Annotated in this window: 13 protein-coding genes; 5 read left to right on the top strand and 8 right to left on the bottom strand. The window is 25.5% G+C overall.

The window, feature by feature from the left end; all coding sequences use genetic code 11:
* Positions 1–107 precede the first annotated feature (107 nt).
* A complete protein-coding gene (locus tag F0310_RS04220; protein ID WP_182117721.1) occupies positions 108–416 on the bottom strand; it encodes a hypothetical protein in 309 nt (102 codons plus the stop codon).
* Positions 417–1414: 998 nt separating this feature from the next.
* Between F0310_RS04220 and F0310_RS04225 the strand changes: the two genes are divergently transcribed.
* Entirely contained in the window at positions 1415–2431 is a 1017-nt protein-coding gene (locus F0310_RS04225; RefSeq protein WP_182117722.1) for a BMP family lipoprotein, read from the top strand.
* A 643-nt stretch (positions 2432–3074) separates the two neighbouring features.
* A complete protein-coding gene (locus F0310_RS04230; RefSeq protein ID WP_182117723.1) occupies positions 3075–4421 on the top strand; it encodes an NCS2 family permease in 1347 nt (448 codons plus the stop codon).
* A gap of 1428 nt (positions 4422–5849) precedes the next feature.
* Here the strand turns inward: F0310_RS04230 and F0310_RS04235 are convergent.
* From F0310_RS04235 to thyX, 6 genes are all read right to left on the bottom strand, one after another.
* Positions 5850–6434: a collagen-like domain-containing protein gene (locus tag F0310_RS04235; protein WP_182117724.1), complete on the bottom strand. Its 585-nt coding sequence runs from the start codon at positions 6432–6434 to the stop codon at positions 5850–5852.
* Between the two features lie 5132 nt (positions 6435–11566).
* Complete coding sequence (locus F0310_RS04240; protein ID WP_182117725.1) at positions 11567–12988, bottom strand: hypothetical protein; 1422 nt, start codon at positions 12986–12988, stop codon at positions 11567–11569.
* A 1232-nt stretch (positions 12989–14220) separates the two neighbouring features.
* Positions 14221–15198 (bottom strand): class 1b ribonucleoside-diphosphate reductase subunit beta, encoded by a 978-nt coding sequence (gene nrdF / locus F0310_RS04245; RefSeq protein ID WP_255492102.1) that lies wholly within the window; start codon positions 15196–15198, stop codon positions 14221–14223.
* Positions 15199–15211: 13 nt separating this feature from the next.
* Positions 15212–17287, bottom strand: a complete 2076-nt coding sequence (gene nrdE / locus F0310_RS04250; protein ID WP_182117741.1) for a class 1b ribonucleoside-diphosphate reductase subunit alpha — start codon at positions 17285–17287, stop codon at positions 15212–15214.
* Entirely contained in the window at positions 17265–17627 is a 363-nt protein-coding gene (gene nrdI / locus F0310_RS04255; protein ID WP_232535961.1) for a class Ib ribonucleoside-diphosphate reductase assembly flavoprotein NrdI, read from the bottom strand. Before nrdI ends, nrdE begins: the two co-directional genes overlap by 23 nt.
* Positions 17628–17658: 31 nt before the next feature.
* A complete protein-coding gene (gene thyX / locus F0310_RS04260) occupies positions 17659–18477 on the bottom strand; it encodes an FAD-dependent thymidylate synthase (RefSeq protein WP_182117726.1) in 819 nt (272 codons plus the stop codon).
* A 1578-nt stretch (positions 18478–20055) separates the two neighbouring features.
* On the opposite strand from thyX, the gene F0310_RS04265 reads away from it, so the two are divergent.
* Entirely contained in the window at positions 20056–20232 is a 177-nt protein-coding gene (locus F0310_RS04265; RefSeq protein WP_182117727.1) for a hypothetical protein, read from the top strand.
* Positions 20233–21962: 1730 nt separating this feature from the next.
* Positions 21963–22625 (top strand): hypothetical protein, encoded by a 663-nt coding sequence (locus F0310_RS04270; protein ID WP_182117728.1) that lies wholly within the window; start codon positions 21963–21965, stop codon positions 22623–22625.
* 1694 nt (positions 22626–24319) lie between these two features.
* Here the strand turns inward: F0310_RS04270 and F0310_RS04275 are convergent.
* The gene (locus tag F0310_RS04275; protein WP_182117729.1) at positions 24320–24523 is read right to left on the bottom strand and encodes a hypothetical protein; all 204 of its coding nucleotides are present in this window, start codon (positions 24521–24523) and stop codon (positions 24320–24322) included.
* A gap of 1135 nt (positions 24524–25658) precedes the next feature.
* On the opposite strand from F0310_RS04275, the gene F0310_RS04280 reads away from it, so the two are divergent.
* Positions 25659–26243: a BTA121 domain-containing protein surface lipoprotein gene (locus tag F0310_RS04280; RefSeq protein WP_182117730.1), complete on the top strand. Its 585-nt coding sequence runs from the start codon at positions 25659–25661 to the stop codon at positions 26241–26243.
* Positions 26244–26953 lie beyond the last annotated feature (710 nt).

A 26953-nucleotide genomic window follows, 5' to 3' on the forward strand; every position in this document is an offset into this window, starting at 1 on the left:
TATTGCTTCAAATTAAAAATACTTGATTTAAAAAATACAAATAAATTTATAAAAAGAAATTAACATAACAACTAAAGAAAATAAAAGTAAAACATAAAATAAATTTCCTACTCTTCAACTTTACCTTTAAAGCATATATTTACAGTCTTATCTTCATTGCGTATAACTCTTAAAATGCCTCTCTGACTTTCAATTTCTGTTGTACTTTCAAAAACATCAAAATCTAAACTACTCAATCCTCCTCCCTCATAATTACCATTCCTCTGACCTATCTCACAATCTCCCAAAAGTTCTTTAAGACATTCTTTCTGTATATCATAAATATTCATATAATCCTCACTAACATTAATATGATCAACCATAGTAGATTGAATCCTAGGTAAATTAGAATCTTTATCTACAATTTTACTTTTCAAAATATCTCCTATCGTAAAATTTTACATTTTATTATTACATAATACTACAAATTAAAATAATAATACTCAACTTAAAACACCATTATAATATAGTTAAACTCTGAATGCAAAGAATGCAAAACACTTACTTATACACAAAGTACTCTAATTTCTTTAAAATCTTTATTGAATTTTGCATATTCTAATTTAAGTATAAATCCACTCTCTAATTTATTGTAAAAAATAAATAAAAAAATTAAATATAAGCAAAAATTTTAAAAGAAATTACTATAAAATTAAAAATATCAATTATACTGAAAAATATCACAAATATTCTTCAGTATATCAATTAATAATATTTTAAGTATTATTTATGCTTTTACAAAAAAATCCTAAATTTTGTTATCAACCGAATTAAAGTAGAAAAAGCTTTAATTAAAATGACATCAAAGCTAATTAAAAACTTAATAGATAAAGAATAATCTAAGTTATCTCTTAAATTACTCTCAACAAATTATCATTACTAGAACATTTATCAAAATCTTTTTCCATATTAAATAAAATTTTTTAAGAACCTAGTAGTTAAATTTTTAGCTTTTTACAGTATTAATCTCATAATCCTGATTACTTACTTATGCTATAAATCATATCTCAGACAAATCTATGCCTTAAGCCTATTTTTAATTAATAAAGTCTATTTTAACTCTTTTTAATTCTTCATATATCTTATAACTAATCAATAAAGCAGCTATAGCTAGCCTAGCATTATTACTGTTTAAGTTAGTCAATCATTTAACTCTAAGATTTATATAGTATTTTTACTTTAAATTAGGTATATATGAAAATGAGAGATATAGTTAAGGTAATAAAGGAAAACTAACAACTATTTACTTATCTGCCTTATACTTAATTATTTAATCTAATCACAAATTTGGAGTTCTTTATTTAAAGATATAAACTTAAATATATGTATGTTACTCTATAATAAAGTAACAATACTCAAAAGGAGAGAAAACTAAATGGCAAGAATTTTATTCTTAATATTATTTATGATTTGTTTTTCATGTTCTGGAATTAAAAATACATTCAAGCCTTATAAAATATCTATGCTAATTGATGGACGCTTTGATGATAAATCCTTCAATGAAAATGCCTGGATGGCAATAAAAGAGTTGGAAAAGGATTTAGGAATAGAAGCAGTGGGCAAAAAGTCTACTAGTGATTCCTATATAAATGATATTAAAGAGTTAAAAGATGACGGAGCTAGTTTAATTTGGTTAATTGGATATAAATTTAGCAACATTGCAATTAATGCTGCATCAGAAACACCAGAGATAAAATATGCAATTATTGATCCTATTTATGAAAATGATATAACTTCCCCTGTAAACTTGACATCAATAACTTTTAGAACAGAAGAAGGAGCCTTTTTAGTAGGATATATTGCAGCAAAAACTTCTAAGACAGGGAAAATAGGCTTTATGGGTGGAATTAAGAACGAAACAATTGACTCATTTAGATTTGGATACGAAGCTGGTGCTAGATACGCTAATCAAAACATAAATATTAAGAGTGATTATTTAAGTAATTTTAATGATTTTGAAGCTGGAAGAAACATGGCAAAGCAAATGTATGATGATGGCATTGATATTATTTATCATGCAGCAGGTTCAAGTGGTCTTGCAGCCATTGAAGTTGCAGAAGAACTAGGAGAAGGTCATTATATAATAGGATCTGATCAAGACCAATCATATCTTGCTCCTGATAATATATTGACATCTTCAATCAAAGATATTAAAAGCATTATATATAATCTTTCTGCTAATTACATAAATAAAAATATCTTTGAAGGGGGGGGCAAGAGATTAAGCTATGGACTTAAAGAAGGATTTATAAATTTTGTTAAAAATCCTAAAATGATACCTTTATCCTTAGAAAAGGAAATTGATGAAGTTTCTGAAAAAATAATTAACGAAGAAATTACTGTTCCCTATAACGAAAAAACTTATAGACAATTCACATACAAACACTTTTAAAAAAATTTAAGTTTTTATCAAGCTCAAAAAAGAGACTTAAACATTTACTTTAAGTCTCTTTTTTAAAAAAGAAAAAAAGAACAATTTCAAAAAAAGACAAGCAAAAGCTCTTCTTAGTCCAAAAATATTTTGACTAAATCCTATTTTTAATTCTTGCCTTTACAAAATCAAAATGTACTTACTTACCAGATTTTCCCGTTTTATGGACTTGTTGAATTAATAAATTCATTGCCATCATTATTATAAGTCAATACTAAAACAATAAATAACAATAAACAATGAAAATTTGTTTTTAACATGTTTATAAACTCCTAAATCTTTAAGTAATAAATTTGAACAATTTTATTATTAATATAAAACACAATAGAGTTTGAATTTTAAATGAGTGTTTATCTATTTATTTTTTTAATAAAACTATAAAACATCTGATTCAAATAATTTGATTTATTATATTTATTATAATTTAGTTGACTAAAATTTTTTTAAAAATGTAAAATAATACTTATATTAATTTAAATAGGTTAGCTTGATTAAAGCTACAATATAATTTTATGATATCTATCTTCAATAAGCTATTTTTGCTATCTTATTTACAAAAATCAAAATACAATATATTAAATTAAAGGAGGAAAGAGCATTTATTATGAAAGAAACATTACTTTTTCAATTCAAAAATAATACTATTAATTACAAACAAGAAATATATGCTGGCATTACCACTTTCCTAAGCATGGCCTATATAATAGCCGTAAATCCAGCTATACTTTCAAATACAGGTATGCCTTCAGGAGCTTTAGTAACTGCAACTTGTTTTATATCAGCATTTTCTACAATACTTATGGGTGTTTATGCCAACACTCCCTTAGCACTATCTTGTGGGATGGGTCTTAATGCTTTTTTTGCCTTCTCAATAGTAATAGGAATGAATATTCCTTGGCAAGTAGCTCTTTCTGCTGTTTTTATTGAAGGTATTCTTTTTATTATTCTATCTTTAACAAAGATAAAAGAAAGTATCATAAACTCAATACCTATGAATTTAAAATATGCTACCTCAGTTGGTATAGGACTATTTATAGCTTTCATTGGCTTTGTAAATAGCGGAATTATCATTAAAAATGAAGTGACTCTTATTGGACTTGGACAATTTAATAATATAAAAGTGTATATTACATTTATAGGACTTTTTTCAATAATATTCTTAGCACACTATAAGATAAGAGGCAGTATATTGTACTCAATCATTATAACAACAGCAATAGCTTGGAGTTATGCTCTTTTTTATGAAGAAAGAGCTAAAGCTGAAGGAATATATCTACCAGATGGTGTTTTAAGATATGAATCCATTACCCCTATATTTAATAAGCTAGACTTCTCTTATATAACAAAAGATAAAATATGGAGCTTTGTTTTTATAGTTCTGATTTTATTGTTTAATGATTTATTTGATACAGTAGGTACTATTATAGGAGTAGCTAAAGAAGGCAATATGTTAGATGACAAAGGAACTATCCATAACGCTGGAAAAATTTTATTAGTTGATGCTATTTCTACTACAGCTGGTGCCCTACTGGGAGTGTCTACTGTTACAACTTATATTGAAAGCTCCACAGGTATTGCTGAAGGAGGAAAGACAGGCTTTACATCAATTGTAACAGGAATATTATTCCTAATATCAATTTTCTTTGCACCTTTGTTTGTTGCTGTTCCATCAAGTGCAACAGCTCCTACCCTAATATATGTAGGGTTTTTGATGTTTAAAGGAATAAAAAATATAGATCTTACAAATACAACAGAAACTATTCCTAGCTTTTTAACACTAATCTTAATACCATTAAGCTACAGTATAGGCTCTGGACTTAGCATTGGAATAGTATCCTATGTGATAATAAAAATAATATATGATCTAATTATAGGAGAAGTACCTAAAATATCACCTTTAATCATTATATTGGCATTTATTTTTATAATTAAGCTGATTTTTTATCACTGATTTTATATACACTTTACTAAAAACTACTGTTCTTAGTTATACTATTTTTGTAAGTTTAGAAAAATAATATTTCAGTAATCACAGAAAATCTTAAATAACTATTTTACTTGCAATAAATTAATATTACATTATAATACTCACGTTTATAACATTTTAATATTTAAATTTTCATAGCAATAAAATGCTACAAGTATAAATTTTATAAAACCAATCAAAAAATTATGAATCTCATAAAATAAATAAAAAAGATATAATTATAAGGCTAGTAGGCTAGTCTTTATTTGCAATGATCAAATGATCATATTAAAACTTTATAATAATTACTTTTACGAGTTAGATTATCATTTTCAGATAGAAATGTTTATAAGTGAAACCCCCTGTTGATATAGAATTTGATAAATATGAAAATCAGAAATATTAGAAAAAGATTTGAAAAGATTATCGATGAACTAAATAGCACTTATAAGAAAGTATCTCATAAAAAAATAATTAAATTTATAAAAGTAATATTAAACTATTATTTCATGCAATTTAATCAAAATACTGCAAGACCTAAAAAGATATACTCTAGATAAAATTAAATGCTTATTATATAATTAAGCCTATTAATAACATAAATAAGTATAAAATTATAAATAAACTAAACAAAAAACATTAAGAAACCAATCATCTTATAACCACAAAACAAATTATGAAAAAATTAATACTGAATTTAAAAAGCGTTCTCAGTTTCCAACTAGAAATGTTATTAAGTTTGAAAAAGTTTCAAAAGAAAAATTACTGAAAACAATAAACTCAATAATATTATAATTAAATGTTAAATGACATAAATATAAATTTTCCTAAAGAAAGACTAGTAAAGAACTTGCTTATGCTACACTATCGAAACTATAAAGAACTCAATCAAATTGTCAAATCATTTAAACACAAAAACATAAGAAATTTATCAAGGAATATAAAAATAAATTATGAAAATAACCATATAGCAATTTAGTTATATTAGCTATATCAAAACTGACTATAAGACAACTAATTAACTTATTAAATTCAAGTAATATTCAAATAAAAGGAAATAAAAAAATTTAAATAGTATATCTATTAACAACTTTAAATCTAATATTAGATCTAACTGATTTTATCAAAACTAATACAAAAAATAATAAGTTTATATACCTACATACTTAATAAAATCTCAACTAAAATAGAACTAAAAAACTTGACACAAATGATATTTAAAATTTAAATAAAACTAACCAACCAAATATTAAATTAAAACTCAAGTAATTTGAAATAAATTTCAGCTTTATATCTTAATAAAGCATTCCCATATAATAGATGAAAATGCTATTCAATAATTAATAATTAATAATTTCAGATTTTATTAAACCTTGAAATTTCTATTTATTTATGTAAAAAATTAAACTCCTTTTATGGGCCTGCTGGACCTGCTGAGCCTGCTGGGCCTGGGTCTCCCTTCTCTCCCTTAGCTCCTGCTGGACCTGCTGGACCTGTTGGGCCTGGGTCTCCCTTCTCTCCCTTAGCTCCTGCTGGGCCTGCTGGGCCTGCTGGACCTGCTGGGCCTGCTGGGCCTGGGTCTCCCTTCTCTCCCTTAGCTCCTGCTGGGCCTGCTGGACCTGCTGGACCTGCTGGGCCTGGATCTCCCTTCTCTCCCTTAGCTCCTGCTGGGCCTGCTGGGCCTGCTGGACCTGCTGGGCCTGGATCTCCCTTCTCTCCCTTAGCTCCTGCTGGGCCTGCTGGACCTGCTGAACCTGCTGGACCTTCTGGACCTGCTGGACCTGCTGGACCTGCTGGGCCTGCTGGGCCTGGGTCTCCCTTCTCTCCTGCTGGGCCTCCTGGAACTCCCGGATCTCCTTTCTCTCCTGGATCTCCTTTCTCTCCCTTAGCCCCTGCTGGACCTCTCATCATTTCAACTTTGTCAGCCAATTCACATGCTGAAAATGCAAAAAGTAACAAAAAAAATACCATAAGTTTAAAATTAAAAAAATTTTTCATATGAAATTCTCCTCTTTTTAAGATTTTGAATTTTTACATTAGGAATCTTCAATTAATGTGGTTTAAATAAAAACATTAAATAAAGCTTAGATTAAATAGACAGTTATTATATTATCGGTATCTAACATTTACAACAAATATTTAAATAAGTCAAGTATTTGTAAGAATATTACAAAACATATTAAAAATAAAATTTAAAATCTACATCTAATTTTACCTTTAATATTAAAGCTATATCTTTTATGAAAGAATACAAAAATGATTATAATTATTTTCCGATGGGTAATTTATATAATTAGTGATAAAATCGTCATATTAAATTTTAGTTAGCAGTATAACCAACTTATTGGCAAAGATTAGAAAAACGATAATTAAATAAAATTATTATTCCATTATTTTTATCTCTATAAAAGACAAAAATAATAGAACTATGAGATGTGAAAATTATAAATAAAGTTAATTATTCTGTTCATGATATAAATTATCCTAAGCTTGCCATAAAATATTAAATTAGAAATTTCTGAATTTAGGCTTATGTTATATATTTAGCATATAAGTTGTCAAGCAGGCAAATCTAAAACTTGGTCAACAAGAATTTTTCAATGCTGAATTCTTTATAGAAAAGAATAACTTAAACTTTATTTTTAAAATTTCAAATAAATTTTAAGTTGCCCATGGATAACTTATTGAAACAGTATTTTAACAATTTTTATAAAATTCAAGGAAATTAATTTTAAAAAAAGATTGCACATTACTATTGCAAACAAAAAAGTTCAATTTTATGATGTGCAATTTTAATCCACATTATTTCAACACAAAATATAAGACACAAATAATTAAAATTATGATGCTTTCAATACTTTGCAAAGACTGTTTTAATATCAACACATAAAAAGACTAAAAGATATTTTTAAAAAGTCTAGGCAAGAAGTTTGCAACACAAAGATTGTATTAAGTTTTTTAGAGATATAAATTCTTTAATTTATATTTATTTTAATGTAAAAATAATAAAACAAAATCTAATTTGTATTCTACTCGAAACCGGATTTTTGAGAAAAGGAAAATTAAAATAAATACTTAAATTCTATAAAATCACAATTTAAATATAAGAAGAATAGACTTTTCTGATAATTTTTATCTAAAATCACAAAATATAAAAAATCCTAAAATAAAAAATTTCAGAAGAGAATATATTAATGATTTTAAAAAAACTATAAAAGATATTAAAAATATAAAATATTTAGCTTAAGATACAACATATTCTGAATTAATAGAATTAACATCTAAGTGTATTACTTCTTTAAATATAAATCCTCATAAAGTGGGAAATTAAAAAACAAAATTAAAAATTAAAGCTCTTAGAGATTTCTTAAAGATTTTTTAAAAAATAAAATAATATTAATATAGAACTATTAATATAGTTAGAAATTAAATTAAATTTTAAAATTTTAGACAAGTAAATTATTTAATAATACCTTCCCAAAACAGGTTCGGTTTCTCTGTTGCTATTATTTACTTCAATAAAATCTAAGTTCAGATATTTACTTTTAACTTTTCTTAAATATCAATTACATCTACAAAATATCAATGAGTTGAGCTAATTACTATATTTCTACTTATGTCTAACACAATTATAAACGCTTTCTAAAAAAGAAATCAAAATAAGTAAAATAACAAAAAGCCCCTATTCATAAGCTGACATTAATATCAACACATGACAGAGTCTATGAACAGACCCATTTATTGAATAGTTTTTAACATTTCTATTTTTTTATCTATAAAATGTCAATATACATACCATTATTAATAATTTAAATTATGACTTATTGATCACAGCAATATCCTCTCCCCCCTTTTTTTTCTTTATGTAACCTTTACCCATAAAGGCAATCATAAAAGTAAATTTAATGTTATAGTATAGTAAGAGTGTACAAGTCAGACTAGCTTTAAAACATGTTCAATTTTGGTAGTAAAATGATACTTGAGAAATTAATAAAAATTATGAAAAAACATTAAAAAGCCAAAGCTTTAACTATTATTTAACCATTTTAATCCATTTTTTAAAATCATCTCTTCTCAGTTGTTGTAAAAGATTTAAAATAAATATTGTAACAAATTCTATTAATTAATCTAACTTTGTTAATTATTATTAATAAAATCTTACTCAACAATTAATCAGGCAAGTAGATCTCTCTCCCAAACTTGCATTTATAAATTTAGCTTTTCAATGTATCTAAGTTACCAAATAATCTTATAAACTATAATATTCCATACTTCAACAAATTTAAAACACTATTAGCACTATGATTATTCGAATAATCAAACTTAATTTAATTAAATTTAGAACAAAGTATCTAAACCAAACATTTGAACTGATAGTAAAATTTGAACCATAAGAATAGTTATGGAGCAATAATTCCATATCTAAGAGTAATTTTAAATACTTATTAGGTTTACAGAGATATTATAATAGACAGTCTCTTATTAGAAGGTAATGAATAACCTTTCAAAGAAATAATATATAATAGAAGAAGATTTAAATCTTACATAGGCATGAAAATAGGCATGAGGTTCACTTCTATAATCGAAAAGAATCTATATCAAATATTTTCTATAATAATGTCAAAAAAACTTTAAAACTAATCAAGAGAGTGTTGAAGAAATGATTGATGTAACAGTAAAATTAAATAAAATGATACTATAAGTATTCATAACAGTATTATAAGAGGATTAGAATCAATTTATGTTCAACAAAACACTTTACTTAAAAAGTTAAACAGCATAGATAAAAATATGACAAAGAAAAGCACATTACTGTTAAAAAGATTACTAATAATAAAAAGACATTGCTAATAATAGCAGTCTTTTAGTAAATTTATTGCCTTAAAATACAAATAAAATAGTATACAAAAGAGAGAAATAAAGAATTGTTAATAGTATTATCATTTATATACTTTACTAAGTTCTATTACTTATTTGTTATCTTATTTAAATTTTACAAAATCTAATGGATCAGTTACAATAGATCTGCAAAAGTAAATGCTCCCTAAATTTATTGTCATTAAATCTATTATAAAATTATTATCATTTAACTTAGTAATAGTTTTTCTTATACATTAATACAAAAACAGCTTTTAGCATGACTGCCATTAAAAAGACTAACATTTAAAAAAAATGGGATGACGGATCATTTTTATTTCTTGATTTCCACTATATTACATTCTATCTTGAACCATACTACTCAAATTAACTGTATATCTTGAATCAGTATTACACTTTCATAAATTATCTTGATATCATCATTTATTATTCTGACTTAACCTATAAAAGGAAAATGAAGACAGAAAAATTTGAATTATATCTCATTGAAATATAGCAATTTAGATTTCCCTTAAATTTATCCAAATACTTTTCGAAATCTTTCTTTTATTTTAATAGCAAAATAGTATATTCTAATGTCAAGTTTATTAGGCTAAGTGTTTTTAGTAATAGAAAAAAATTTTTACAGCACATGTAAACTTATAAGAAGATAGCATAGAAAACATAGCAAAAAAGTAATCAATCTAAAAAATAATAATGTTAATACTATGTATGACATCAATACAAGAAGCAACCTATCTATAAATAAAAACGTTATCCTAACTTAAAGCCTTTTCTACAGTTTTTTAAAATCCAACAAATACAGTAGTTAAAGCCTGAGATTCATAAACACCCTTTGTACTCTTTTTTATTCTATTCAAGTATGCTAAATTGTTATTAAGCTCAACGGGATGTTTTTGATTTCTTTAGTTAATGCATTAAAACCCATTATTACCTTAATTATTGTAGTGATAATAAACTATCACTATTAACATAATACCAATATAATTCTATAAATAATTCTATTTATTTTTACCAATATAACTATAATAAATTTTATCTATTTTTAAAAATAAAAATAAATTATCCTTATAAACTTTAATAAGTTATTAAAACTTATAATAAAATGATAAAAGAAAGATAATAATTTATACTTTTTCTTATAAAAATTTAATACTTAATTTAGATTACTACTTTAATTGCCCCATATAATAAGTTGACAAACTTAAAACTTCCCATTGATAGATTAAAAATCAGATAATTACATAAAAAATATAAAAATATTTTAAAGTTTATTTATCATAATTATATAAGATTTTCTAATGAAATTAAGTCTCATTTTAATTGTAGAGATACTAATAGTATTTTTATCAAAGGACAAGATCCTATAAATCTGAAATGAGTGAGGGTTTTGTTTAGTTGAATATAGGATTTATATTATGAAATTCTTATAAATGCTTATATACTTCAGCTTCAAGTAATATAGAAGATGATAGTTTTAGAGCTTTACAATCAGGAAGTGAAAAGATTTTGTTAAGAATAGAGATAATACCGAAAGGATTAGGATTGTATAGAAGTTAAAAAGTAACATTTCAAGATGAACAAGATTAAGCCTTCGCTCTGTTAATGGTCTAGGCAGACTAAAAAGCTAGTTATTAAATTAAGAAGAGAAGAGAATTATAAACTTAAAACTTTTGCTATAGTATCATGGTAGCATATTAAAGCCAAACTAAAATCTATTTATAATATCCCCTTAACTATACCTTACACTGCAGATTCTTGGAGATAGATATTTAGTGAGTTTGTAAATGCCATTCATTTAACAGATAAATATAAACCAATTAATAGAAAGCATTTCTTATATTTCTATTTACATTTTAAATTTTGTATATACAGGTCACTTTATTTGTTTTTAGTTTTTTGGTTTACCTTGCTTTCCATTATTTCTATTCTTAGTATTATAACTTTAAAATAATAAATCAATTATATCTCTTCATATTCAAAAAAATCCAAGTAATTTTTACTAAACAAAGAAATAAAAATTAATAAAATAAAAATATATATTATATTTATTAACATCTATCCCTTCTATAGATAAGTAAATACATGAACTACTAACCCACTCTTAAATTAAAATAATTTAATAACTAAATAACATATAATAAATTTATTATATTAAATACTTTATTGACTAGTAGTCTTTTTAAAAGAATCTATAAATCTACAAATGCTCCGAACTTGTCTAAAAATTAATATTAACTGATATTTGTCGATTAATTTAAATCAAAATCATTGCTATATGCATATTTTATTCTGTAATCATTATATTTAAATTCTTTTATTACTTGATTCATCAAATCTTCAAGAGTTTCATATATTTTAACTGAATTTAAGTTCATGTTCACCAAACATCTAAATATATAATTCAACCTATCTACCAAAGTATCCAATTTTTTCTTATCGCTTTTACTTAAAGATTCTAATCGTTGTAAAATTTTTTCTTCTGATACCTTTTCAGAAAAAACATTCAAAATATCTTTAATTAACAAACTTGATATAAGCTCATCCAATTTCTTTAAAGTTTTATGCGTAATATCCTTACCTAACAAGATAAATCTATTATCAACTCTCTCTAAAGAAATATCCTTACCCTTTAAAAGAATCTCACATACCTTTAATGTATACATTTCCTTTTCTGTTAAGTATTCCCTAAATTTATCACTCCAAATCTTACCATTTGTTGTGTCAGACGAAATTTTCTTGTTTATTAAGACAAATTCGTTATTAATGTTTTTTATAAAAGATTTTGAAAAAGATTTAATCTCATTTAAAACTTCAATGCTAGGTTTTTTATTAAAAATTTTGGTTTGATAAAATGCATATGACAAATCTGATTCTAATTCATAAAGAATGTCTTCTATATCACCTGCTCCACTATATTTCTCAACCGCTTCTCTTGCACGCTGTATTTCAGCAAGCATACTCTTTGTATTTTGCTCTCCTATATTTGCCAAAACATTTAAAAAAAGCTCATCACTATACGCGTACTTTTGTATATTATCTTCATACCTATCCACATGCATTCCTCCAAGTCTCGACTTATAGCGATCATCCTGCAATACACCTTTAAAATATTCTAAAGTCTTTTTATGACCAGAAGTCAGAGAATCAAGCCATTTAATTTCAACCTTTTCATGCATTTTATGGTCATCTTTTTTAGCAAACACTAAATAATTACCTTCATCTATAGACATTTCTTCATTTTTTAGTAAGAGATCATTATTTACAGGATTAGCAACTCCTTCATCTATCACCATCAAAACATCACCACTTATAGGAAGCAAAGATTCACCCTTTACAGGGATAGCCTCTATTACCGAAGGAACAAATGTTACTCTAGCTTGAGAATCTAGTTTATTGATGTCAGATTGAATCTCAGAAGGATTATCCTCACCCTTATTATCAATCATTTCAGATGTCTTAAGATTATCAATTTTTGAATTAGCAAGATTTGTCTTATTAACAGATGCATAACCTTTCCCATTCTTTTTCTTATTTACAACCTCATCATGACCAGCTTCATTCTCGCTTAAATCTATCAAATTTCTACTAAGACCTACATCAAGATTATAGTTATCACAAGAGACTAGCATAAATAAAGCAATAGTAAAGAAACCCTTAATCCATATCACCATAAACTCCAAGAAGATAGAAAAATAAGCATTTCAGTACCCATCTCTATAATCTTCTATTAAAAAAAGATTATACTATATCTTTATATTTAAATCTAGCTCCAGAATTTAAGAATCGCCTTTATATAATTTTAACTAAACATATGAGAATCATCATTGTTCTTTAGATTGTGTCAAATATTATTGGAGATCGCGGGACCCCAGATATTTTAATACACACCCCTCAAGACCTATGGCATTACCTTCTTTTTTGCAAAACAAGCTTAATCAGATAACTTAAGCTTTGTATTTTGCTTTTGTAAGAATATCATATTTTGATATGCTCTACTCTATCACTCTACCCACACTTATCCTATCTAACTTAATTTATCTAATAAGCTTTCATTGTATCTTCATTACAATAATGATATAAATAACCCATAAAATTTTCCTGTTCAACCTTAAATTGATTTAACAGTCCTAGTAATATATTTTAACTTTTCTTCTATAGAAATTTCATTTTCTTCATTATAAAAATACTCTATTTTACTACCTCCTAGAAAAAACTTAATAGTCAATTACTCATCTTTAAAACTTTTAGGTTCGTCCTTTTTATCCAACTAATCTAATATCTTTTAAGATCTTCTTTGCTTGAAGTTTATTTATTGCCGCTAATGCAGTTTTACTTGGTCATAGTCGACTTCAATTTTCTTGATATTTTAGTTTCAACTTCTGCTTCAACCTGACATTTATATCAAATACTTTTAAAGTTCTTATAATAAATTTAAAACCAACTTAATAATTAATTAAATTTTACTAATCACTTCTCTTCTAACAAACTTTTTTGTGTCTAAGCATCAAACTTTGAAAATAAACCAATTTAAAGTCTTTAGATCTATCTCCCGTTCCCCCCTCCCCTTCACACACAATTTTACTCAATTTCCCAGCTATAGCTTCTGATACCATATAAGCTTCTTATAATATCCTAATATGACTTTAATCTAATTATTTATTATAAATAAAAATATTAATACTAAAGATAAAAAAATAAAATAAATATTTTTAAAATACAAATAAGAGAAAAAAATTGAAAATCAATAATTATTCACAGCATTCAAAGCTAATTTTATCAAAAGCTTTTCAATTAATGATTAAAAGTTAAAATTCTCACTAAAATTTTTAAAAATTATTAAGATAATTATAATTTAAATATAATTTTTCACTTATAAAAGAAAAAGATTAATTGCTAAAAAATTTTAAGAAAAATCATCATCCTGTAAAATTTCAAATTTAATAGGTTTGATATATCCATTACCCTTAGTAGAGAAAAAGTCATGTGTCTTTGTGTGAGTCCGCAAGCCATTTAAAACTAAAGGATTAACATCAATATCTTTAATATTAAAGATAGGGTCAAATCCCAAATTCATCAAGGCTTTATCGGCATTATAGCGAACAAAAATATCAACAGCGGCTTCAAGTCCAATAGAAGAATATAACTCCTTAGTATAAGTCTTCTCCAATCCATAAAGCCTATCTAAGATAGAAAAAGCCTCTTTCTTTGCAAATTCTTGTTCTCTAATAGTCATTTTATTAAATTCTTCCTGAGCCAGAAGACCAACAAATACACCATGAACAGACTCATCTCTTAATATTAAATTAATAATTTCACCACTATTTATCATTTTACCCTGACCTGCAAGGTAGAGAGGGTAAAAAAATCCTGAATAAAACAAAAATGTTTCAAGAAATACGGAAGTACACAAAGCCTTATATAAACTTATATTATCATTAATATTATTATACTTATATAAAATCAAATCCAGCTTATCTTGAAAATTTTTATAATTCTTAACCCAACTGAATATGTTATCTATTCTGTCTATATTCGATAAACTTGAAAATATGCTACTATAACTTTTAGCATGCATATGCTCCATAGCACCCATAAACCCAAGAACCGGTTTATAATCTAAATTATCTATTGCTAAAGCTATCCTCGGCATGCCAACAGAACCCTGCTCTGTATCAAGTAAAGTAAGACCCCCTAACACTTTCTCATATACATCTCTTTCTTCCCGTGATAAGGTTTCCCATACAAGTTTATCTCCAGAAATTGGAATCTCTTCATCTACCCAAAATTGCCTTATGTTTTGATCCCAAAACATCTTAGTATACTCATTATTAAGCCTATTCCAATTTATGGCCTCTCGATTATTATCACTACTATTCACCAATGCACCGCCCCCCTTATATTGCGCAAAGAATACATTCTTCTACGGACAAATTTTTATTCCTTGTATAATATAAACTTTTAAGTCCTTTATTCTTAGCATAAATATAAAGCTTTACAAGATCCCTAGTACTAGCTTCACTTGTAACATAAAGAAGAGTACTAATTCCCTGATCAACATGTCGCTGAGCCTCGCTTATGAGATCTATTAATTTTGTCATGTCCATATAGTAAGCTGATTTAAAAAGAGTAGCATTTTCTCTGCTAAGATAAGGCATTGGATAGTATGTAGTAGAATTCCCATAAATTCTAGCTTCAACTAATTCAACAATAGGCATAAGAGATGTTGTCGCATTTTGTATATAAGATATACTCTGAGTTGGTGCTACAGCTAACCTATAAGAATGATAAAGGCCATGTTTTTTGACTTCTTCTTTAAGTATCTCCCAATCAACTTTAACAGGAATCCTCATTCCACTAAAGATTTTTTTAACCTTTTCTGTTCTAGGTGTAAAATCTTCACTCAAATACATATTAAAATAATTTCCATTATAATATTCACTTTTCTTGAAATCTTTAAAAGTCTTTCCTCTCTCCTTTGCAATATTCATGCTACTTTTCAAAGAATAAAAATTTAACATCATAAAAAAAGTACGAACAAAATCACAAGCCTCAAGGCTCTCATAAGAGATTTTATTTTTAATTAAAAATCCATGCAAATTCATTACACCAAGACCAACAGAATGATAATCTTCATTTGCCTTCCTAACACTAGGAGCATTCTTAATATCCACAATACTAACAACAGCAGTTAACGCTCTCATGGCAACATCTACTGTATGCTCAAAATCACCATTTATTACATTAACAATATTTAGAGAACCCAAAATACAACTAATATCATAGCCTATTTGATCTCCATCACCATAATCAGAAATAACAGATGGGGTTTGGATCTGGAAAATCTCCGTGCAAAGATTAGACATCTTAATTCTACCTATTCCTTTAAGTGGATTATTTAAATTACATGCTGTGGAGTACATTATATAAGGATACCCAGATTCAAACTGTAATTTAGCAATACGAACAAGCATATCTCTAGCAGAAATTTCTTTCTTTAAAATACTTGGATTATTTGCTAATTCATCATAATCCTTATCAAAATCAATATCACTTAAATGCCTGCCAGTCTCTTTGAAAAGTGAATGGGGCGCAAATGCACAAAAATTACCGCCTTCACGAGCAATATCAAAAAACTTATCTGGAATTATTATACCCAATGATAATGTCTGAATACGACTTTTTTCATCAGCATTTATTTTCTTTGTGTCTAAAAATTCTTCTATATTATAATGAAAAATACTTAAGTATACAGCACCAGCTCCATTTCTTTGTCCCATTTGATCTGCATAATTAAATCCATCTTCTAAAAGCTTCATAACTGGAATTACACCCTTTGCAACATTTTGGATACCTCTTATTTCCTCCCCTACAGCTCTAATATTTGAAAGATTTAAAGCAACCCCACCGCCAATCTTCGAAAGTTGCATAGCAGATGCAATATTGAATGTAATGCTATTAAGAGAATCCTCTACTTCAAGCAAAAAACAAGATACAAGCTCACCCCTAACTTTCTTTCCAGCATTTAAAAATGTAGGAGTTGCGGGTTGATATCGTTGTTTAATCATCTCCACGGCAAGAACCTTAGCAAAACTAAAGTCTCCTCCTGCAAGAGAAAGGCTAACTGCAATTATTCTATCCTCATATCCTTCCAAATAAATACTACGATCATTATTCTTAAGAGCATAGTCTTTATAAAACTTAGAAGCGCTCATATAAGATTTAAAGCTAAAATTCTCAAGCTTAATAAGTTCATATATTTCAAGTATTTCTTCTCTGGAATATTTTTCATAAAAATTCTCATAATAATTATTATCAATCAAATAATGCATCCTCTCATTTGGATCACTAAATTGTAAAGATTTAATCTTAACTTCCTCCAAAAAAACACTTAAAGCCTCAAGGTCTTTCTCTAGTCTATAAAAGCCATCTTTTAAAACCATAATCTCATTATTTAATTCTAAGTGTTTCATTGTAAATCCTTTCCTTAAAATTTTTAACATCGTATATATTTCCTGCAAGCTCAAACTTTAATATTTCCTCAACCCTATATTTGCTTCTTATTAGGTTAACAGCATTGCAAAAAGAATCACCCCAGTTCTTATTCCCACTTCCCGCAACTCCTATCATCAATTTCCAGTTGTGCACCAAAAACTTTTCTACTTCAGCAGGTACTTTGCCAAAAGAAGTCGTATAAGTAAGTAAAATATAAGAATTACTTACAATCTCACAGCCTGTCTTTATGTGTAAAATATCTTTTAAACCAGTCTTGGAAATAAATCGATTTATGTTTCCTGTCTTTGAAGCATACACTACTAAAATATATATAACCCTCTTTTAAGCTTTATAAATCAAGTTTTTCTTTTAATCTCTTAAGTTCGATATCTGATAAATTTAGCTCAGATAGATTTATCAATTTTTTAATCTCACGCAATTCATCTACTGAAAGCATAACTCCATCTAATATATGTTTCTTAAAGCTAGCAGTAGCCAAAGGAACAACCTTTTCTAAAATCTCTAATATCAAAGTAGCATATTCTCTTATTTCCCATTGAGCATGAGACGATGCTCTAAGCTTAACAAAATTAAATAAATTGTTCAAATCAATTTGCCAATACCATTCAGTATATAAACTTAAAGGTAAAACTATTCTTGACACTTCTCTTGAAATATCTTTTTCTATCATATTATGATAAATCTTATAAGATTGCCTATGATGCTCCTCTAAATCACTAATTAAAGCCTCGGCCATCTCGTCATCAACTTTCATACTAGAACGACCCTGTTTATTAGTAGAACTCTGTTTGTTAATAGAACACCTAGAAGGTACATAAAATTCTTCTCTCATCTCACTATAACGACCAGAAGTTTCATTAATTCTTGATGTCCTATGCCTCATCCACTGCCTTGCAACAAATATTGGGGCTTTTACATGAAAAGTAAAAACTACTTGCTCAAGTGGGCTTGTATGCTCATTTCTTATAAGATAATCAATAAGACCCGCATTATCTCTCTTTACTTTGGTATCTCTGTAAGAAACTCTAGCAGCATTAACTATTCGATTATCACTACCCATATAATCAATAAGCATTAAGAATCCCTTATCTAAAACTTTATATTTTTTATCTAATATTTCTTCTGCTGCTTGTACATATTCATGCATAAACTATTTCCTCACGCCTAACTTATTATCTTTATAATCTAATTATTAGCACATTTGATTGCTAAGCTTTAACCAATTCCCAACTTCAAATCTCAAATAATATTAGTTTTCAATTCTAAATAATAATTTTAACTAAATTACAACTAAATGCTATCTTAAATCAATAATGAAACATCATGAGCTTAACAAAATTCATCTTTTCTCTAATTTAATATTATTACGGATGAAAATTAATAAGTAAATGCTAACATAAAATTTTGTAATGTTAAACAATATTTACTGTGCATTTATGCAGATTTTTTACAAATTCTCTTCTTATCAAGAAAATAAAAAATAATACAATACTTTCAAATAGCAGTATATCGTAATGATTAATGATTATAGAGATTTGATTTATAAATAAAGTATTTTTAATCTCATTAAAACAAAAAATGAATTACTATTTAATAATACCAATGACAATTAATTATTAGTACTCATTTGTCGTAATATTTATGACAATGATAGAACTCAAAAAGGTCTAATTAAATTAAAGAAGAAATACTACTAAAACACTTAAATCAACTAATAATGCAACCAATAATACCAAATCAACCGTTTTAGTCCTATATTAATATTAGGATATTAATACTAAGAATAAGCTATTTAATATACAAGGATATATTACTTAGAGAGAAAGATGCTATTAAAAATAAAAGATAATTACAACATTCTTTCAAAATAATTTGGGAAAATTTTAAGCTTCTCTTAATAAGATTAGAAGTGATTTTAATAAAGAATATTTCATAAACTACAGTTTAAAGTTAAAAAATTAAATTATAAGCAGAAGAAGTTCTTAAAGCTATGCCTAACACAACTGATTCTACAATCAAATCATAACCAATACAAGGAAAAGAAATAGTTACAATTAATCAATAAAAAGAAAGATTTTAAAAAATCATCAAAAAGCTATGATACCATTCCGGATTACAATTTTTATATGTATATTCTAAAACTCATCATAATAAAACAAAGTTGATGGAAGTATATTTTTACTCTCATGAAAAAAATATCTAATAATTACAGTAATAGCATTTTCCTTTTTTCAAACATATAGATACAATAAAAACATATTTATTAAATTAAAACCTTGTATCAAAAACCTTAAGTCTAGTTACAATAACATGCATAACTAAGCTCCAGAGTGTTCTAACAAGACACAGAAAAAAACATCATCAAAGAAAACAAATAAAGAAAGGAAATAAGCTTTATATCTTATTAAAGATAATAGAATATTAAGATAATATTATATATTTAATAAGAAAGCTCGAATTATAATATACTAAAGTTTTATTTATGTATCTTACATTCCTTAAAATTTAACTTAAGACTACAGAGCATTAAAAATGAAATAATAACAAGTAGTACTATGCTTACTTAGGAACAAGTAAAGAGCCTAAGTTTACGTACGAAGCTTATTTTAAATTTTAAAAAAAGTAATTCATGTTTAAAAAAATGCTATTTATAGTATTCATTCGTTGTAATGTTTATGACGACGATAGAATGAAAAAAGATTATAAGAAAATTAAATAAGAAATATTGCAAAAACATTTAAAGCAATATTCTGATTTTGATAGCAATGTCAAGCCAACTAGTCTTAGTCCTGAGCTTAAGCAAAAACTATTTGATGTAGACATAGGCGTACATATACTAGAATTAAATGCTATCTTAGATAAACTTATAGAAAAAAATAAGACACTATACTATTTACAATAACCATAATTTTAAAACAGAGTTTACACAATCAGGAAAATTTCCAACATTATTTAATAAGCTTAGAAGTAATTTAAAAGAAGATTTCATACATGTCAACTTCAAATTAGAAAAGATTAAACTAGAAATAGAAAAAACTATTAAATAAATGCTTCCATCGGGAAGTAAACTAGTTCAAGAAAATTAATTTCAAGCGAAAAAAAGATTTGCAAAAGAATTAAAAGAAATATATGATAACTATCATATAGTATTAAATTTATGTATATATTCCGAATATCACAAAAATGACGAGAAAGTCGTTGGAAAAAAGCTTATTGATTTCTTTAAAGGAACACCTGATGACCATAGGAATAGTATTGACTCTGTTTTAAAACATATTGAGACAATAAAAAATAAAACTACTGATTTTAAAACTTATATGAATACTACTGCTTCTTATAGTGAAAATACTAAACAAATACAAAAATGTTCTAAATAAGTAGAAAAAATATCCTATCTAGAAAGTGATAAGTATCGAGTACAAAGATAGATAAACAAAACAACAAATTAACACCAAAATATAGCTACTATTTAACATAATTTAAATTAAGTAGATATATTATATATTGACTTAGATATTTTTGATTATCATTTATATGATTAAAAGCTTAAATCAAAATAAATTTAAACTTTTGCTTTTACTTGTTTCAAGTATAAGAAAAAATTAATTTAAAAAACTACTGAATATTTAAATATATAAAACTAAATATATTTTATTATAAATAAATAAGATATCATTTACATACAACATTTATTTTTAAATTAAAATAAAAATAAATGTTAAAATTATTTAAAGAATAATCATTATTATAATTTTAGCCTTAATTTATAATAGCTGAATAATACTAGGATTTAAGAAATCCAAATGATATAGATATGATTTATTATTAAATATTTAATATTCTATTTAAGAATAACTAATTGAATAGTTCAATCAAAATTATTCAATATAGTCTTTAATTTTCTAGATTATATAGCTATCGATGTAACCTAAATAAAGAAGATATCCTTATTTTAAACAAAAAATGAAAAGGTTAAGAAGCTATTTGACAAATTTAATCTTAATTCAAAGAAAAGTTTATAGACCGCAATTTTAAACTAGAAAAGCTCAAGATAGATACAAAGCCATAAATAAAATACCAGGCATAACTGACAATAACAAACAATATATAAAGGATATAAAGGAAACTTCTAAAAACTCCAACATAGCTTCATAAAAGCTATGAGAGGACGTTACTTAAAATTAACAGTTACATATATAATAAATTTGACATAGATAAAGAGAAAGCTGCCAAAGATAAAATTGAAAATTTTTTTAATGAAATACCTATAACAATGTCATTAATCTTAAACTTTTCTTAAAAGCATTAAAAACAAATGAAAGCTAAAAAAGAGATCATCCTTATTAAAAATGTTCGATAAAAGTAGGATATTCTAAAACTCTTTAGAATTCTATGACAAAAAGACAAAAATGTTATCCATATTCAACTATGCAAACTTAAATAAAAACTTATTCAGTAAAAATGGATTTTAACCAGTAATGCATGTTAATCATGCCTAGCACACTAATAAGTTTCAAGATATCCTCAAGTTTATTTTATTACTAAACCTATTTTAAATTCATCAACTTTCATATATAACTTGCTTAAAATGCTATATAGTAGTTTAGTATATAAAAATGAGAGGTAAAAAGTATGATTTTTAAGTATTTAGCAACAAAAGCGATTCTTTTGGCTGCGCTACTTGTAAGTCCAATATATTCATTATATTTAAATGAAGAGGGCAATTTAAGAAGTCAATTAAGAGTGCATAAATGGCGTACTAATTTTAACAATTTATCAATTCTTGATAGTTATTTTCTTGCCACCATTAATGATTTTAAATCAATGTCAGGTGAAGATTTATTACATAAATTAAAATTATGTTTAATGGTTACAAGAAATGAGAAAAATGATTCTGACACAACTATGAATAAAGCATTACTTAAAAAAACAACTTTGTTTTTAACTAAACTTAAAGATAAAAATGCAGATAAGGCTGCTTACTTACTATATGAACTTGATTCATTAAGCTTACTTTTGCTTGATACAATAGAACTTGCAAACATGTTGACTCATGAGGAGTCAATAGGAGTACAAAAACATTACCATGAATACAAAGAATCATTAGAAAAGCGATTGCCTTTGATTGATAAATATAAAAAAGAATTTTTATCTAACATAAGTATTCTTGACCACAATCAACTTGATAAAAGTTTTCAAAAATTTATGCCCAAATTTGCAGAACTTTACAACTCGACTGAGAAAGTATACTCTAAACTATATAAGCACTATACAAAATTTATAATAAAGTACTAATTTTTTTCTATCCTGTATAATGTAAATTATTAATTTAAGATTTATGTATTAATTTTCTTTAACAGAAATTATTCTTTAAATAAAATCTCATCTTACCGTGAGGTTTTATTTATTTTAACCATTTTTCTATTTCCCCTTACTAGTCTTTTTTTAAAAAATTAATTCCATGTTTAGAATACCTTTATTGAATATCTAAATTCAACATTTCCTTTTCTAAATTTCTCAATTCCTTCTTTAGAATACTCAACATACGCTCTCGCATAAAATACTACTATTGAAAAGATACTGAATTAACTAAAACAGTTTCACTTTTCTCTAAAAATTTATACCAAAACATTATACTTTTATTAGCATTTTTTTGACATATTACAAAGCCTTAAGTAAATTATCTCTTTTATCTTTTTAATAATGGATATCTGAACCTGACAAATATAAAAATTGCTTACTATCATATTCAAAAAACGATTTCATTTGCTATTCGAAGCTACAAATCTTTATAAATTTTATTAACTTTATTTAATATTTTTATGTCCCTTCTGCTTCAAATCCTAACCTTTCCAAGTTAATTCAATAATATATTGGTTTTATTCTCATTACTTCGCTACTAAAATTATTTTTAAACTATCTTGCTTTTTATAAAGAATCCTCAATTACCTGTATAATTCTTTCTATGATGTTTTGATTTCTTTCATTATACTTTCTGAGATTACCTCTCACACTTAATCTTACTTTCTGTAATCTTATTTTCCTCAAGCTTAAAGATCAATTATTTTAAAGAAATGATACTGGCTTTGCACACAATTTATAATGCCTTTTATTGTTGATTTTATCCCCAACCAACTAAACATGGAACCTATCTTCTATGATCACAGGATAATATACAAATCAGGAATCTTTGCTTAAATGTTTAATTTAATGCTAGACTCTTTTATTGCTATCTTAGTCAATGAGAAATTACACTAAAAATTTTAGATAACTATTTAAGAAAGAAAAACTTATATAGGTACTATACTATACAAATAAAAAAAGAAATTGGAGCTAAAATAATATGAATTTATAAATATAAGATATGAAACAATAAAGAAAGTTCAAGGCTATTTAAAAGCAGAATTAAAAAATAAAAATTATAAATACGAATTGGATTAATTGAAAAAGAAAAAAAGATTAATAATTTTAAAGACTTGACAGAAATATATAATACATAATAAAGTTTTTCCATTTCTTTTTGGAAAGCAAAAATAAATGGAAAAACTTTTTAAATAAACAAATCTGAAAAAAGAAAATAAAACTAATATATTTATTAATATAAAATTATAATTTATATTAATAAATATTATATCTTAAATAATATAAATAATTATATAATATTATTTATCTAAGAGGAGAAGACTTTATGAAAAAAATTAACATAATAATGATTATTTCATTTATTACATTGACAGTTAGCTGTGATAATGAATCATGGACATCTAGCCTGCAAAAGCAGCTAAAAAATGGAAATAAATCTCAAGGGGAAAAGATGGAATTATACCAGTATCTAGAAATGATACAAATCAATCAGAGGTAGTAAGAAGTGTAGATGAAAGAACAAATTTACCTGTAGTATACCAAAAACAACCAAAAACACCTTCTTTAATAACAGGAAATGGAAGCCAAAAACATACTTCACCAGCAAAAGGAAATATTATACGAGATCAACTACCAAAAAGACCATGGACACCTGACTCAATATTAGAAGCACTTAAAGAATCAACAGGAATGATAGCTAAGAAAAAAGAACAACCACCAATACCGAAAGCAACCTCAGAAGAAGAAGATACAAGCAGACAAGCAGAAAAATCTTCAGAAAGGCTAATTATCGGAAATAAAGAAGTAATATCAAATGAAACTGAGTTCATATTAGTCTCTTAGCAATGTGAAATCATGCTAGTAGTCGAGATATTGCTAATTTAATTAAATAAAATAGAATAGAGAAAGTAGGAGAACATATAAAGATAGTCTTCTTTTCTCTTAAAAAACACAACAATATTTTAAAACAAAATCACTCTTTTTAAGATTTTTAAATTAAGATTTTTAAAGAGATATAAAAAATAAAGTAGTTACTAAATTATAGTTAATCTCTATAATATTATGTTTATTTTTAAGCTTGTCTAGCTCTATTTTATATAAAGATAAATAAAAATATTTTGTGTATAAAATCAATATTGCTTAACAAAGTTAATAACAGAATAATATATTTACTGTTTCCCTTGTAGCAAATTCAATTGTTTTTAACTATGTCAAAATTTCTTCCATAAGCTTAAAGAAAATTGATTCATAACTTAGACCTACAAAAATTCCCTATTGTAATTCTTAACCTTATATTAATATGATTTAAATTTATCTATTTTATCTAAAAGAATAAAAACGATTAATCTATCAAATCAAATCTAATCTTTTCACCTTTAAGCCTGTTTTTAAGTTAAATTAACCTAATATAGAAAATACGACTACTCATTCTCTCCACAAATTGCTTTCCTAAACAAAATCAAAGATAGTTATTTCAAATCATATTATGAATATAAACACCTAATATATAAAACAGCGATGATATCAACATTCACAATTGAACACTATGAATATAAAACTAAGGTTAGCAACACTTAATTTAAGTATAATTTATGCTTAAATCTGCTTTGTCTGTCTCACAGATATTTATATTAAATACTTAAGCAAAATAAATACTCTACTAGTATTGTATTCATTTAGTTTTATGCCATAGATTTAAACAAAATAATTATAATAGCAACAAGATAAAATATTGTTTTTCTTTAACTTTTCATGCTAAGCATATCATCCCCGTTATATATTAGAAATCTAAGAAAAGTAGAGTTTAGATTTCTTGAATAAGAGTAAGTTTTATAGATTTGTAATATTTTCTTTCATTTTAACTTTCACATATGTTATGTTCTAGCTTAATTTCAATTGTTTTACTATAAAAATTTTCTTAATAATTAAGTGGTATATATTGTTATTAGAAGGAGACATTAAGTCATGAATATTCAAATTTTTAAAAGTTTAATTTTAATCTTAATGCTTTTTAGCTGCAAGGATATAAAAAATACCCACGATATGAGTGAGGTAAAAGATTATGAAGATAAAGAGATTGAGAATGCTGATTCTGACGATGTGAACACTTTAGAAAGTTTAGTTGAAAAATATCAACTTTCTTCTGAAGAACAAATGGCAGTTCAATTTTTAAAGAGTGTATTAACTAATCCTCTTATTGCAAAGGATGCAGAGGGAGTTAAGAACTATACAGAAGAAGAGTTCCATGAATTCTTAACTATTATGGGCGCTAATAAAACTAAAGAAGCTATTTCAGAAATAGTTATAACTATGACAGCACGGGATAATGTAAGAAATGCTATATACAGCATACCAGACGATCATCCCCAAAAACAAAATTTTGAGAATCAATTTAAAGAAAAAGAAGAGAAATATTTAAGAAATATCAAAATTGCTTGTAGTAGTAATGAGGGGCATGAGGGAGCTTATATAGCTTTAAGATCTATTAGTGATTCTTTTATATTTAAGGCATTAAAAAGCCAAATAGAAGATACCTTGAACGAGAATTAATTTCAAAGACAACAAAGATTATTCTTTGTTGTCTTTCCCATATTTAATCTTTTAATATAGCAATTAACCAAAAAAAAATGAAAAAAATATAAAAATTTAAAAAGTTTAATATCATCTGTTTTTAAGATAGCTCGTGTCTTTCCTATACTTCCTTAGTTTTATCTAATAATGAAAAAATACAGCTTGTGGAACTTAAAATAAAATTTGTTGTTAAATAAAATTTAGCTTCAATTAAATAAGACTTAACATTTATAAGTGAGGCATATAGTTTCAGATAATATATTGACATAAATAACTGAAAATTCTAAATTAAGTGGTATCTAAAGCCCTATATCTGGACTACAGTCATTGAAAATAAATTCGATAAAGACTATGATAGAAATGACCAAACAGAAAAGAAAAATATTAACAATACGATTTTGCTTAAAGAAATACAAAGAAAATCTTTACAATTCACTTAGGATAGTTAAAAATAACAGATGATTAATAAATCAATAGAGTTTTTATATAACTCAAATAAATAGTTAATTAAATCTTTGTAAAGAAAGAAAAATCTGTTATAAATTGCTGAAGCATTTTATAAAAAACTAGATAAAGACTTAAATGAAAGTTTAATATTATCTTTTAAAGAAGAACAACTAATTTAATTAAAATCTGAAAAGTTTGATTTTAAAAATGATTTGCAAAGAATAAATAAATTTTAAATAGAA

This window comes from Borrelia sp. A-FGy1 (genome assembly GCF_014084025.1).
Taxonomy (GTDB): Bacteria; Spirochaetota; Spirochaetia; order Borreliales; family Borreliaceae; genus Borrelia.